A 14,159-nucleotide genomic window follows, 5' to 3' on the forward strand; every position below is an offset into this window, starting at 1 on the left:
CTATGGATCTGGAATTCAGCCGGAGAGAGCGCGTTGTGGGAACCTTTGTGGTGGCCATCCTTATTCTGCTGTTGTCCACCCTTTTTATTCTGGGAAGGGGTAAAGGATGGTTTGAGCGTCACATTTCCTATTACACCATATTTGCGGAAAGCTACAATCTGCAGCGCGGCGCAGAAGTGAAGCTTTACAACACCAACGTGGGACGTGTGCGGCGGGTCACCGTAACAGGGGAGCATGTACGGGTGGATCTCGATATCCTTGAGACCTATGCCTCCCGCATACGGGAAGACACCATTGCCACAGTGGAAAGCCCCACCCTCATCGGTTCTGAATTTGTTTCCATTCGTACCCCGGGCCGCAGTGATGCGCCCCTGATTCCCCAGGGCGGAGAAATTTTTTCTCAGGAGCGGAAATCCATTACCGATCTTCTTTCCGAATTCGAAATAGAAAAAACAGCAAAAATGGTGATCGCTGCGGTTCAGGATCTGTCGGAAATGGCAGGAGAACTGGGCAGATCCGATGGACCTGTTTTTACGGCTCTGCATACCATCAACCTGATCCTGACGGATATTCAGGAAGGCAGGGGAACCCTTGGTTCTTTTCTGAAGTCCCGCGAACTGATGGATGAAGTAAACGCCCGCATGGCGGAAATAAGTGCCATTCTTATCCATGTGGAGGAGGCAGCCGGGAAAGCCCCCAGAAGTGTGGATCTGGTTAATGAGAATCTGGAGCAGGTGGCCGTCATGGGTGCTGCGGTCGGCAGGGCGGTGGATGAGGTACTGGAGGCCCTGCAGAAGGAGCTGGACAAAGTTTCCCGGATTGTGGATGACATGGAAAGGGCTGGCCGGGATGTTCCTTCCATTACCCGCAGTACCCGTTCTGGTATACAGGAAGTGCGGGAAACCCTGCGGGAATTGGATAAAGTGGTAACTTCCGTACAGAAAAATGTGCTGATCAGGGGCCATATTCCCCCTGAACCCGCAGGAGAAGCGCTGGATGCGGACGCCAGATAAGTGATGACCCCCTGTAGTGGGCCTGCCAAGGTCCATGGCTGCCGAGGCTTCATGACCTGATGGGCCTTCCGGCAGCAGAAAGAAGAGGACCGAATTGAAAGTGTTCAGAAAACACCTTGGGAATCCCTTTGCAGCTGTTTTTATCCTGACGGTCATCCGGCTTGTCAGTGCCACCTACCGTTACAGGACAAAGGGTCTGGATCGGGTAATGGCAAAACTTGAGAAAGGGGATAAAATTCTTCTCTGCCACTGGCATCAGCAGTTTTTTCCGGCCATTGCCCGTTACGGGAGATGGTTCAATCGCTATAAACCGGCTTTGATGATCAGCCGCAGCGAAGACGGAAGAATTATCGCCAATGTGGCAAACCGGGTCGGCTGGCATACGACGAGGGGCTCTTCCACCCGTGGAGGAGGTGAAGCCATGGTCGAGATGATAGATCATGTGCGTGCCCATGGGCTGGGTGGTCATATTCTGGATGGTCCCACAGGACCTGTGGGGGTGGTGAAACCAGGGGCCATCCGCATTGCCCAGAAGAGCGGGGCCCTTCTGGTTCCGGTGATTCTCACCGCTGAGAAACGCTGGCAGGCAGGGAGCTGGGATCGTTTTGTGATTCCCAGACCGTTTTCAACGGTTGTTCTTACCTTTGAAGATCCCATGGAGCCTCCGGAAAGGGAGGCGGATCCCGAAGCCTTTGAAAAGGTGCGCAAATCTCTTGAAGAAAGGATGTTGCCCTGTCTCTACTGATGTTTCAGGAGGGAAATGGCCTGTGGGTATCGCAGGAAAAATGCAAGGAGCCCCATGGGGATTGTTCATAAGAAAAAGGGCTTTTAACTGCCCGCTTGATATCGGGTTAAATTTCATCTGTTCTTATCATTATGAACAGAATTGTGTCCATCGGCAAAGCCGCCGGAGCGTAAAGTCTGTGGAGAGGAAGGCTCTGGCCTTTGCCGCAAGGCAAGGGTGAAACCAGCCTCTGGGAAGCAGGAAGTCAGTACCAAAGCAAGCTGTGAGTAGATTTGGGTAGCTCTGACAGAACGGATGATACCCTTGGCTGCTTATGAAAAAGAAGGCTTGCATAAGCAGGGGACTTTCTATAGGTAGCCCTGAGAATACAATGGATTGTCAACAGCATTCTTAAGGGCGGAATCTGCCATGCCCATCGCTCATATTACGAAGCTCTTCCAGGTTCCTCTGGGGTTTCAGAAGTTTCTGGATAATATCCCCATGGGGGTTGTGCTGACGGACCATGAAAAACGCATTGTCTGTGTGAACCATGGATTTGAAGCCCTTACGGGATTTTCTGCGGAATACTCCAGAGGGCTTTTCTGTCAGGATATTCTGAGAAGCCGTCAATGCGTGCTGCTCTGTCCGGCCAGGCAGGCCATGGAGACGGGGGAAACCCAGAGCCTTGAAACGGATATTATTTCAAGGGACCGCCAGCGCATACCCGTCCGCATTACCATCGCTCCCCTGCACGATGATCAGGGAAAGTTCCGTGGTATCCTTGAATCACTGGAAGACCTCCGGCCCTATCAGGAGCTGGGAGAAAAACAACGGCATGCCTACAGTTTTTCCAGCCTTGTGGGCCGCAGCCCTCAGATGGAAAAAATTTTTCAGATCCTTCCGGTTCTGGCCCAGAGCGATGCTTCGGTTCTCATTACCGGAGAAACGGGTACGGGTAAGGATCTGGTTGCCGAAGCCCTGCACCAGAGTTCGGAAAGGGCCAGGGGACCCTTTATCAAGGTCAATTGCGGAGCTCTGCCGGAAACCCTTCTGGAATCCGAGCTTTTCGGCCACATGAAAGGGGCGTTTACCGGAGCTCTGGAGAACAAGCCGGGCCGTTTCCGGCTGGCCCACGGAGGCACCCTTTTTCTGACGGAAATCGGCGATCTCCCCTTAAGCCTTCAGGTGAAACTGTTAACGTTTCTTGATGATCGCATTATTTATCCTTTGGGCAGCACAAGGGGATTCCCCGCTAATGTCCGCATTGTAGCCGCCACCCACAGAAATCTGGAAGCCATGGTTCGGGACGGATGTTTTCGTCAGGACCTTCTTTTTCGTCTGAACGTGGCCAGGGTTCACCTGCCGCCCCTTCGCGAAAGGGAGGATGATATTCGCCTGCTTCTGGATCATTTTCTGAATATCTTCAATCAGCATCTGAAAAAAAATCTGAAGGGTTATGCTCCGGAATCTCTGAAAATACTCCTTTCCTATCCCTTTGCGGGGAATGTCAGGGAGCTTCGTAATATCGTGGAGTATGCGGTTAATGTCTGCCCCAGAAACGCCATAGAAGCTTCCCATCTGCCTGCCTATCTGACAACGGAACTGACGGGGCAGACCGTCGCCCAGGAAGTCAAGGCCCCCCCAATGGTGTTTTCAAACCAGGACAGGGATGCCTCGTGGAATACGGTGGAAAGGCAGATGATTCTCAATGCCCTCATTCAGTCAGGGGGGAGAAAAACCAGGGCTGCCGCCCTGCTTGGCTGGGGGCGCAGCACGTTGTGGCGTAAAATCAAGCAGTATGGCATAGACCTATAATGGACAGGCCATGGAAAAAATACTGATCCCCATTCAGGGACAGGATGTGGCACCCCGTTTTGATCTGGCGACGGAGGTTGTGATTCTGATCCGTGAAATGGGCAATCCCCAGCCCGAGGAACGGGTGATGGTACTGCCCCAGGCATCGGCAGAGCAGCTCTGTCATCTGATTCTCAGCGATGGTATCGGAGTGCTCATCTGCGGTGGTATTGAGGAAGAATACTTCCAGTATCTGACATGGAAAAAGGTCAGAATCCTGGACTCTGTCATCGGCTCATGGCAGATGGCTGCGCGTCTCTACATGGAGGGAGGGCTTTCTGCCGGAGATGTTCTCCGCAGGCGGCGCATGGAGGGAATGGATGCTTCTTAGAAAGCTCTGGCATAAGGCCGTCAATGCCATGCTGACCTTTCCCGAGGACAGCACCTCTCCCCACCGCTATGTTGTGCTGAAACGCAATATCATTCTCATCATGTGTCTTGTCTGCATCATTCCCCTGGCCCTGATGGCGGGCATTAACTACAGTCTGTACCGGGTGAATCTGGAAAGCGAAATCCTCCGGCCCATTCAGGTGATGGCGGAGGATACCCGTCATGCTTTTGAGATTTTCATAGAAGAACGTCTTTCCACCGTGCGGTTCATTGCCCATGCCTATACTCAGGAGGAACTCAGGGATGACAAAACCCTGCAGCGGGTTCTGGGAACCATGCGTTCGGAATTTGTGGGCTTCGTGGACCTGGGCCTGATTGACAGGGAGGGTATTCTGGTGGGGTATGCCGGCCCCTATGACCTTCTGGGTAAAGATTATTCCGGTCAGCCCTCTTTTCAGGAGGTTTCCGTTCGGGGCGTCTATATTTCCGATGTGTTCATGGGTTATAGAAAATTTCCCCATGTGGTGATTGTGGTGCAGCGCATCGCAGAGGATGGCAGCTCCTGGTTTGTCCGGGCCACACTGGATACGGGCCGTTATGAGGCTCTCATTGCCAGCATGGGGCTCAGGGCAGAGTTCGATGCCTTTCTGGTGAACCCCAGCGGTGTTCTTCAGACTAACTCCCGTTTTTATGGTGAAATCCTTCAGGATTCGCCCTTTCCCGTTCCTCCCGGCATCCACGGTACCTATACCTTTCAAACCCGTGACCCCATGGGCAGGGATGTGCTGGTGGCCTTTGCTCCCATCCGTACGGATTATACCCTGGTGATCGTAAAGCCCCTTTCCGTTCTGCTGAGGAGTTTTTACGCCCTGAAGGTGGAAATGCTCATTATTTTCGGAGTGGGGGTTGTGGCTATTATTCTGGCTGTGGTGGGGGTTGCGGATGTTCTTGTACAGCGTATACGCAATGCCGATGAAAAGAGGGCAACGGCCATACAGGAGCTGCAGCATACCCAGAAACTGTCTTCCATCGGTCGTCTTGCCGCCGGTGTGGCCCATGAAATTAACAATCCTCTGGCTATCATCAATGAAAAAGCCGGTCTCATGAAAGATCTGGTAGGGCTTTCCGAGCCCTTTGAACATCAGGGCCGGTTCGTTGGCCTTACGGAGAATATTCTTCAGTCCGTAGAAAGATGCCGGACTATCACCCACAGGCTTTTAGGCTTTGCACGCCGTATTGATGTGCAGTTTGAGCGGCTGGATCTCAATGGGGTTCTTCAGGATACTCTGGGTTTTCTGGAACGGGAAGCCACCTACCGGCAGATTGACATGCAGCTGCATCTGGATTCCACCCTCCCTCCCATTATTTCCGATAAGGGTCAGCTTCAGCAGGTTTTTCTCAATATTCTGACCAATGCCTTTTCGGCCGTGGAAAATGGGGGCCGTATTCTCATTCATACCCGTTTTGACGTACGGAAAAAGCTGGTGATGATTGATATGGAAGATAACGGGTGCGGTATGAACGAGGAGGTGCAGAAGCACATCTTTGATCCCTTTTTTTCAACCAAAAAAGGGAGCGGTACGGGCCTGGGTCTTTCCATTACCTACGGGATCATCAAGAAACTGGGCGGTGATATTCAGGTGCGCAGTGAAGAAGGCAGGGGCAGCACCTTCACCATTCTGTTGCCCCTGAAGGAAGGGGATGATCCTGGTATGGGAGAGGAAAAGGTATGAAAAGAAAGCTGAAGATTCTTCTGGTGGATGATGAGGAGGAGTTTATTGTGACCCTGGCGGAAAGACTGGAGCTTCGCGGGTATCAGTCGACCATTGCCGAAGACGGAGAGTCGGCTCTGGCAAAATTTGACCCGGATTTTTTTGATGTCGTTGTGCTGGATCTCATGATGCCGGGTATCGGAGGGCTGGATGTGCTGGCCCGGCTTAAGGAAATACGGCAGGATACTCCCGTTATTCTCTTAACAGGACACGGATCCACGAGGGAGGGAATGGAGGGCATGCGTCTTGGAGCCTTTGACTATCTCATGAAGCCCCTGCATATTGAAGAACTGGTCCGTAAAATAGATGAGGCCGTACCGCAGGATTCTTCTCAGGCCGGGAGGGAGGAGTGTGGATGATTTTCAGGGTATCCAGTTTTCAGGAAAAATAACGGCGGCCCTTACCCATGAACTGCGTAATGTGCTGGCTGTCATTCGGGAAACGGGAGGGCTGATGCAGGATGTTATGGCGCTTACGGCCTCTTCCGGCCATGGAGATGAACGTATTCGGAAAGGGTTTCAGACCATAGGCGAACAGGTTCTGCGGGGCAGTGAGCTGATGGACCGCCTGAATCGCTTTGCCCATACTCCCGACCGACCGGAAGAGTTCTTTGACATGGCCGAGGCTGCCAAGGAATTTTTTCTTCTTACGGAGCGATTTTGCCGGTTAAAACGGATTGAGATTCTGCCGGAGACAGAGGCTCTTTCCATTTATTTCACTGCTTCCCGCTTTTATTTTTTTGTGGCCCTTTTTACAGCCCTTGAGATGTGTCTTTCCCTTCCCGAAGGAAGCCGGATACCGGTGTCTTTTTCCCGTGACAGGGGAGTTTTGTTTCATGGTGATATGGTTTCCGATGGAATCTGTATGGAGCTTGCCGGTGGTTTTTTTGTGAAAGGAGATTCTGACGGAGTGCGGGTACTGTCTGGTGCAATGGTTCAGAATGTTTCCTGATGTCTCAATGGGAGTGTCTTTTTTTGTTTCAAAACGGAGTCGTCTGTTTCGGAAGTCCCTTGCCGATTGTTTCTTCTGAATGGAGGAAAAAAAATAAAACAAAGAAAATATAAAAGCTTAACTGGATTTATTTTTATTTTTTTCATAAAGCCCGGGCCTTGGCCCGGGCTTTGCGTTATGGAACGGGTGACCCGTTAAACAGCCCGAAGGGCTATGGCCTACACCAGGAGTACTGTTCATGACCATCCTTTCCCTTTTCAGCGTACGCTACGCCGGAAGCGAATCTCTGATGGATGATCTCTGCCAGAAAACCCGATCCCGGTTGTTCCGGGATGCGGATATTATTGAGCGTTGCTCGCAGAAGCACCATATCCACCCCGCAGCTTTGGAAAAAGCCCTCTATGCTAAACCCAGTGTATTCAACAGCTTTACCCATGAAAAAGAATATGCCACCGCCTGCCTCCGGGCAACACTGGCGGATCTGCTGGAAACCGAGGGACAGATTTTTACAGGTCATACGGCCCTGCTGCTGCCCCTCTGCCTCTCCCACATGGTGAGAATCCTGATTACGGCAGGGCCGGAGTGGCGTCTGGCCCAGGCCAGGGCCATGGATGCAAGGGAGCGGGAAGCGGAAGAAGAGATGGCACGGCTGGATGCCTGTGCCGCCCTGTGGGCCGCCCATATCTGGGACAGAAGTCCATGGGACAGGGAAAAGTACCACATGGTGCTGGCCATGGATCAGGACAGCCATCTTCTGGAGCAGGTACTGCTTACCATGGAAAAGCCGGAGTTTCAGATTACGGAAACCGGCCGGTGGGCCATGGAGGATTTTCGTCTGTATGCCCGCGTGGACCTGGCTCTTACCCGTGCCGGGCACAGTGTGCATCTGGATGTTGCCGGAGGAAAGGTACGGCTCACCATAAGGGAAAAATCCTTTCATCCCTCGGGTCTGGCAGAGGAGCTGCATGCCATTGTTTTTGCCGAGGAAGGGGTCCGGGATGTGGAAATCTGCATGGGACCGGCATCGGGCCATTCGGATGTATACCGGAAGTATGATCCGGAAATGGGTTGCCGGATTCTTCTGGTGGATGATGAAAGGGAGTTTGTGCAGACCCTTTCGGAGCGCTTGCGCATGAGAAATCTGGCCAGCCATGCCGTCTGTTCCGGTGAAAAAGCACTGGAACTCATGGCAGAGGATCCGCCGGATATCATGGTGCTGGATCTGATGATGCCCGGAATCAGCGGATTCAGGATGCTCGAAAAGGTAAGGTCGGAGTATCCGGATATAGAGGTTATTATTCTTTCGGGCCATGGAACGGACAGGGACCGGAATCGTTGTATGGATATGGGGGCTTTTGCCTATCTGCAGAAACCGACGGATATTGATGAGCTGACGGCAACCATGAAGAAAGCCTATGCCCGTGTCCGTAAAAAGCAGGAGACGGGTCCATGAATCCAGAGCCCGAAACAAGTCTTCGACAAGACAATCTTTTTTTAGAAAAAGAGAGGGAGCCCACCCTGTTGATTATTGAAGCCGAGCCCTCTTTTCGCCGTAATCTCTGCGGCATACTGGGTGGCAGACCTTTCCGTATTCTGGAAAGTGACGGGTGCGCAAAAACCTTGGAAGTTCTTACCAGCCAGGATGTGGATGTCATTATTCTGGGGCTTGTGCATATGAAAGAGGAAGGGGTCAGAATACTGAAAGTTCTTCGCGAGAAATGCCCCTTTTGTGATGTCATCGTGATTAATACTCCTCAGCAGATGCCTCTTTCCATAGCCTGCATGAAGCTGGGAGCCGCCGATGAGTTTCTGGTTCCCTTTGATCTGGCGGATCTGGAAAAAAGTATCCTTGAGGCCGTTGACCGCAAACAGGAAGCGGGCATGAGAACCATAGAAAGACGCCGTTTCAGAATGAATCCATAAAAGAACTTTCTGGAGGCAGAAGAGCATGAAAGCTTGCCCCGTGATCCTGTTGCTGCTGTGCGATCAATGGGCAAGAGAGCAGAGTGATGGAAGATCCGTCTTACGACAGGGGAAGATATTCCCGATACCAAGGACCACCTGTTAACAAGCATGGTTGTTAACCAGAAAACCCCGAAATTTCTGAAACAGCTTTTAACAGGTAAAAGGAGAAGCTATGGAAACACAAGTGATGCTCGTAGATGATGAGGCTCCCTTTGTGGATGCCCTCGCCCAGAGGCTTTCCATGCGGGGCTTTACCGTGGCGAAAGCCTACAGTGGCGATACCTGCCTGCAGGTTCTTTCCGATCGCCATGAAGAGGTGGATGTGGTGGTTCTGGACCTGCTTATGCCTGGTATTTCAGGCATTGAGGTGCTAAAGGAAATCAGAAAAAAGAATCCCTTGATACAGATCATTCTGCTTTCCGGCCAGGCTACGGTGGAATCCGCCATTGAAGGCATGAAGCAGGGCGCTTACGATTTCCTTTTAAAACCAGCGGATACGGAAGTTCTCTCCGCTAAGATCGAAGCGGCCGCAGCCATCAAAAAGGCCCATGAAGAGCGGATCCGGAAGGCGGAAATGGATACCATCATCACTGAAAGGGGATGGTAAGGGGAAAAACGCAGGTATCTGAATAAAAGGTGCTTTTATTCAGTCGTTTAAAATGCTGTCTGGAAGGTTTGGCGGAAAGGCCCCTTGCAACCGGGATCAGGGTCTTTTCATGCAAAAGGACAAGATCTGTTCAAAACCATCAAGGAGTTGTCAACATGAATGCCTCGGCTACCGTTTCAAAAGCCCACGTAGACTATAAACGTCTTTTTTTCATGTTTCTGGGTATTTTCCTGTTTTGTATTGTGTACTGGGCTCCGCCCTTCCCCGATGCCATAGATCCCCTTGGAGCCTCCTTTACCCTTTCCAAGGAGGCCAAGGGAGCCATTGCGATTTTTCTTCTGGCTGGCACCTGGTGGGTATTTGAAGTGGTACCCATCGGTATCACCAGTATTCTTATCGGGGTGATGCAGGTCATGTTCTACGTGCGTTCCGCCAATGACGCCTTTAAAGACTTCATGACCCCCTCCGTCATGTTTATCTTTGCCTCTCTCATCATTGGTATTGTTTTTACCAAAACAGGGCTGACCAAGCGCATAGCCTACAAAATGCTTTCCATCGTAGGCGAAAAAACCCACCTGATCATGCTGGGCTGTTTTCTCATCACCGTGGCCCTGACCCATTTCATGGCCCATACGGCCGTTGCCGCCACCATGTATCCCCTTCTTCTGGCTGTCTATGCCATGTATTCCGATGACCCTTCCAAGCCCACCAATTTCGGTAAAGGTCTTTTCATTGGAATGGCCTATGTGGCCGGAGCGGGCAGTATTGTCACCCTGCTGGGTGCGGCCCGTGCACCCGTGGCTCTGGGTTTTTACAATGACATTGTGGGTCGGGAGATTTCCTTTTTCGAACTGACCTATTACATGGCTCCCGTGGGCTGGCTCATGGCCTTTCTCATCTGGGGAATGATTCTGCTTTTCCTGCCTCCGGAGAAAAAAGAAATTGAAGGTGTGCGGGAAAGGGCTGCGGAGCTGGCGGCCCAGCAGGGTCCCATATCAGCCAAGGAAATCGTTGCCGCTGGTGTGGTAATTACCTGTATCCTCATCATGTCTCTGGGAAGCTTCTTTCCGCTGCTCGCCAAGCTGGATAAGACGGGCCTGATTCTTATCACCACCCTCATTTTCTTTACCACCCGTATTCTCACCATTGACGACCTGGAAGCCGTGCCCTGGAACATCATTCTGCTTTTCGGTGGTGCCATGAGCATTGGTTTCTGTCTCTGGCAGACCGGAGCCGCCCAGTGGATGGCCGTACACTGGCTGACCCTTTTTGAAAAGGCCCACTGGTTTATCTTTGTCATGGGAATGGCTGTTTTTGTTCTGGCCATGACCAACTTCATCATGAACGTGGCGGCCATTGCCATTTCCATGCCCGTGGCTCTGGTCATTGCGCCCTACCTCAATGTGGCTCCCGAGGTCATTACCTTTGCGGCCCTTGTTACCGCAGGTATGCCCTTTCTTCTTTTGGTTGGTGCCGCACCCAACGCCATTGCTTATAACTCCGGACAGTTCACCACGGGAGAATTTTTTAAATATGGTCTCGTCGCCAGTATTCTGCTGCTGGCCGTGCTTAGTCTTTTCATATTGGTCATCTGGCCGCTGATGGGTATGCCCGTATCCCTTCTGGGAGGCTGATGGTTCCATGGGGCGGCTCAGCCGCCCCATGGTTTTCAGGAGTTGCCATGTCTTCTTCCGACGAAGAAATCAGAAATGACCACTATGGCTTTCTCAGCCTGAGAAGCCGTCTTTATCTTGCCCTGTGGGGCATTTTTTTTCTTGTGACCACCGGATCGGGGATTATGGTCTGGTACATCCAGAAACTGCAGGTTCTGGTGAATGATGATATTCCCCGCAGTATTACGGCCTTTCAGTCTGCCGAAGCTCTCGAAACCGCCCTGATTAACCAGAAAGGGTTTGTTACCTATTATCTGCAGGACAGGGACCCGGAATGGCTGCATCGGCTGGGAGAGTACCGCCAGATTTTCCGTGAAAAACTGACAGAAGCAGAAAAGCATGCCAGTACCTTGCCCCAGAAAGAGCTTATCAGAGAAATCAGGGTAAACTATGAGCGCTATATCCTTGCCAAGGATGAGGTGATTGCCCACTATGTCCATGGGAGAGTGGCGGAAGGGCAGGCCCGTCATCCGGAGATCCGGGTTCTCTTTTTCCGGATTATGCAGCATTGTGAGGATTTTAAAGCCCTTCATTCCCGGTCCATGACAGCCCTGCAGGAGGACGTGGGCAGGGAAACCAGTCAGGTTCGCCATGTGACCCTTTTCATTCTCATGGTAACCACAGCCCTTATTTTTACTCTGGGGATGAGAATTTCAAGGCAGATTCTTGTGCCCCTGCGCCGTCTGGCCCGGGAGGCCGGGGCTGCATCCTGCAAGGCGGGAAATGAGGTGGCGGTTTTGAGCCGTGGTGTGGAGGGCCTGATCCGCAATGCCGGAGAGGTTTCCCGGGAGCTGGAACGCAGCCGGGAAAATCTGGAGCAGGCGGAGCGCATGGTCATGGTGGCCAGGCTGGCGGCGGGTATGGCCCATTCCATCCGAAATCCTCTGACATCCGTTAAAATGCGCCTCTTTTCCCTGTCCCGCTCCCTGAATCTGGATGCGGATCAGAAAGATGACTTTGCCGTTATCTCCGGGGAGATTGATCATATTGATACCATCGTCCAGAATTTTTTAGAGTTTTCGCGTCCGCCCAAACTGAAAATTCAGTCCGTTTCTCCCTCTGATGTGGTGGATCGAACACTGGATCTGCTGCGTCACCGCCTGGAATCCTATGGGGTGACCGTACGACTGAAGCGGGAGAAGCCCCTGCCCCCCATTTCCGGTGATCCTGAACAGCTGAAGGAAGTACTGGTCAACCTGATGGAAAACAGCTGTCAGGCCATGGCCGGTACTCCGGGCCATATAGAGATCTTAGAAATCATGGAGAAAGATGGGGCGGGTTGTCCTGTTGCCTGCCTGTGTTTGCATGATTCCGGCCCCGGTATTCCAGCGGATATGGTGGCGCGTATTTTTGAACCCTTTGTGACCACCAAGGAAGAGGGTACGGGCCTTGGCTTGAGTATTGCAAGCCGTATAGTGGCAAACCACGGAGGTACCCTTGCTGTTGTTTCCCAACCCGGGAGAGGGGCCTGTTTTACAATGCGTATTCCCCTGATCTCCCAGGGACAGGAAGGAGAAGGTGATGGCCCACATCCTCATCATTGACGATGATGATCAGCTTCGAACCAGTTTTCAGCGGCTTCTGATCCGGGAGGGATTTCAGGTGAGTGCCGCCGCTTCCGGTGAGTCCGGCCTGCGTGTCCTTCAGGATCATGTGCCGGATCTTGTTATTGTGGATATGCAGATGCCTGGTAAAAATGGTCTGGAAACCTTTGCCATCATCCATGGGGAGCACCCCTATCTGCCCGTTATCATCATGACCGCCTTCGGAACAACGGATTCCGCCATCGAAGCGACCAAGGCCGGAGCCTTTGATTATATCCTGAAACCCTTTGATATTCCTGAAATGCTGGATCTGATTAAAAAGGCTCTGGATGCCGGTCGTTTCATGCAGACCCAGGTTACGCTGGGCTGTGCTTCCGAAGGAGAAATGGTCAATGAGGCCATCATTGGCCGCAGCCCGGCCATGCAGCAGGTCTACAAGGCCATCGGCCGGGTAACGGCTACAGATGCCACGGTGCTCATACGGGGAGAGTCGGGTACGGGAAAGGAGCTGGTGGCAACGGCCATTTATCAGCACAGCAGCCGGTCCAAAAAACCCTTTCAGATCATCAATTGTGTGGCCATTCCCGAAACCCTCCTGGAATCCGAGCTTTTCGGCTATGAAAAAGGAGCCTTTACCGGTGCTGTGCAGCGGCGGATGGGTAAAATTGAACAGGCGGACGGAGGAACGGTTTTTCTGGATGAGGTGGGAGATATGCCCCTTTCCCTCCAGTCCAAGCTGTTGCGTCTCTTGCAGGAACGGAGCATAGAGCGCATCGGCGGGCGGGAAACCCTGCCCGTTGATGTGCGGATCATTGCGGCAACCAACAGAAATCTGGAAGAAGCCATAGAAGATGGTCGTTTCCGGGAAGATCTTTACTACCGTCTCAATGTGGTGGTTCTCACCCTCCCGCCGCTGCGGGATCGTAAAGGAGATATTCCCCTTCTCACGGACTATTTTCTGCAGCGTTTTGCCAGGGAGGCCGGCATCAAGAATCCCGGCATTACGGAAGAAGCCAGCCGGAAACTGGAAGCCTGGGACTGGCCGGGCAATATCCGGGAGTTTGGTAATACCCTGCATAAAGCCATTATTTTTAACCGGGGTACACCCATTGCACCGGAAGATCTGGACATGGGGCCGTCTGTGGTGGCCGAAAGGCGGGAGCGGGCAGAGGAACCGGACCTGGAGGTTTCTGTCCGTAACTGGATCCGTTCCGGCCTGGAAAAGGGAGAAAAAGAGAGTTTTTTTGATGAAACCATGGATACCTGCGCCCGTATTCTTGTCAGTGAAGCGTTAATTTTTACGGGAGGCAACCGTTCTCAGGCGGCGAGACTGCTGGGCATGTCCCGCCCTACCCTGCATGCCCGAATCGACAAATATCATCTGAAAATGGATACGTCCGTACGTGAGGAGACGGATGATGGAGGAACGGCGGCCTGATGGCCGGGTTTTGACTGAGTAGAAAAGAATGTGCCACGGAGAAATGGAGCTGCCGGTTTTTTGAAAAAGAACCGGCAGCTTTTTTTGTGCGAAATGCCCCTTTGATGCTGTTGGCAGAATCTGCGTCCATCCTTCTTACACTTCCCTGTCATCCTGCAAATGCACCGGACAGATTTGAATGGCATCATGTTCATAAGATATTGATTTATAAGGGATGTTTTTGTTTTTTTTGTTGGCATCTGCCTTGCATTGTTTCTCCTGCAGCCACGACACCGGATGAAAAACCGG

The 14,159-nt window shown here is 52.2% G+C and carries 13 protein-coding genes; all 13 read left to right on the plus strand.

What is annotated here, in order from left to right; all coding sequences use genetic code 11:
* Positions 1 to 2 precede the first annotated feature (2 nt).
* The 13 genes from OOT00_RS08250 to OOT00_RS08310 all read left to right on the plus strand — a co-directional run bounded on the left by OOT00_RS08250 (position 3) and on the right by OOT00_RS08310 (position 13,871).
* Positions 3 to 1,013, plus strand: coding sequence for an MlaD family protein (locus OOT00_RS08250; protein WP_265424844.1), 1,011 nt, complete (start codon positions 3 to 5; stop codon positions 1,011 to 1,013).
* 100 nt (positions 1,014 to 1,113) lie between these two features.
* Positions 1,114 to 1,758: a lysophospholipid acyltransferase family protein gene (locus OOT00_RS08255; RefSeq protein WP_265424989.1), complete on the plus strand. Its 645-nt coding sequence runs from the start codon at positions 1,114 to 1,116 to the stop codon at positions 1,756 to 1,758.
* Between the two features lie 408 nt (positions 1,759 to 2,166).
* Entirely contained in the window at positions 2,167 to 3,552 is a 1,386-nt protein-coding gene (locus OOT00_RS08260; RefSeq protein ID WP_265424845.1) for a sigma-54 interaction domain-containing protein, read from the plus strand.
* A 10-nt stretch (positions 3,553 to 3,562) separates the two neighbouring features.
* Complete coding sequence (locus OOT00_RS08265) at positions 3,563 to 3,922, plus strand: NifB/NifX family molybdenum-iron cluster-binding protein (RefSeq protein WP_265424846.1); 360 nt, start codon at positions 3,563 to 3,565, stop codon at positions 3,920 to 3,922.
* A complete protein-coding gene (locus OOT00_RS08270; protein ID WP_265424847.1) occupies positions 3,912 to 5,654 on the plus strand; it encodes a sensor histidine kinase in 1,743 nt (580 codons plus the stop codon). Before OOT00_RS08265 ends, OOT00_RS08270 begins: the two co-directional genes overlap by 11 nt.
* Positions 5,651 to 6,052, plus strand: coding sequence for a response regulator (locus tag OOT00_RS08275; RefSeq protein WP_265424848.1), 402 nt, complete (start codon positions 5,651 to 5,653; stop codon positions 6,050 to 6,052). The genes OOT00_RS08270 and OOT00_RS08275 overlap by 4 nt, the downstream gene beginning before the upstream one ends.
* Entirely contained in the window at positions 6,045 to 6,644 is a 600-nt protein-coding gene (locus OOT00_RS08280) for a sensor histidine kinase (protein ID WP_265424849.1), read from the plus strand. The genes OOT00_RS08275 and OOT00_RS08280 overlap by 8 nt, the downstream gene beginning before the upstream one ends.
* A gap of 238 nt (positions 6,645 to 6,882) precedes the next feature.
* Entirely contained in the window at positions 6,883 to 8,097 is a 1,215-nt protein-coding gene (locus OOT00_RS08285; RefSeq protein ID WP_265424850.1) for a response regulator, read from the plus strand.
* Positions 8,094 to 8,567, plus strand: coding sequence for a response regulator (locus tag OOT00_RS08290; protein WP_265424851.1), 474 nt, complete (start codon positions 8,094 to 8,096; stop codon positions 8,565 to 8,567). Before OOT00_RS08285 ends, OOT00_RS08290 begins: the two co-directional genes overlap by 4 nt.
* Positions 8,568 to 8,781: 214 nt before the next feature.
* A complete protein-coding gene (locus tag OOT00_RS08295; protein ID WP_265424852.1) occupies positions 8,782 to 9,216 on the plus strand; it encodes a response regulator in 435 nt (144 codons plus the stop codon).
* A 155-nt stretch (positions 9,217 to 9,371) separates the two neighbouring features.
* Positions 9,372 to 10,850, plus strand: a complete 1,479-nt coding sequence (locus OOT00_RS08300; protein WP_265424854.1) for an SLC13 family permease — start codon at positions 9,372 to 9,374, stop codon at positions 10,848 to 10,850.
* A 47-nt stretch (positions 10,851 to 10,897) separates the two neighbouring features.
* Positions 10,898 to 12,433: an ATP-binding protein gene (locus OOT00_RS08305; protein WP_265424855.1), complete on the plus strand. Its 1,536-nt coding sequence runs from the start codon at positions 10,898 to 10,900 to the stop codon at positions 12,431 to 12,433.
* Entirely contained in the window at positions 12,411 to 13,871 is a 1,461-nt protein-coding gene (locus tag OOT00_RS08310) for a sigma-54-dependent transcriptional regulator (protein ID WP_265424856.1), read from the plus strand. The genes OOT00_RS08305 and OOT00_RS08310 overlap by 23 nt, the downstream gene beginning before the upstream one ends.
* The last annotated feature ends 288 nt before the right edge of the window (positions 13,872 to 14,159 follow it).

Source organism: Desulfobotulus pelophilus, assembly GCF_026155325.1.
GTDB lineage: Bacteria > Desulfobacterota > Desulfobacteria > Desulfobacterales > ASO4-4 > Desulfobotulus > Desulfobotulus pelophilus.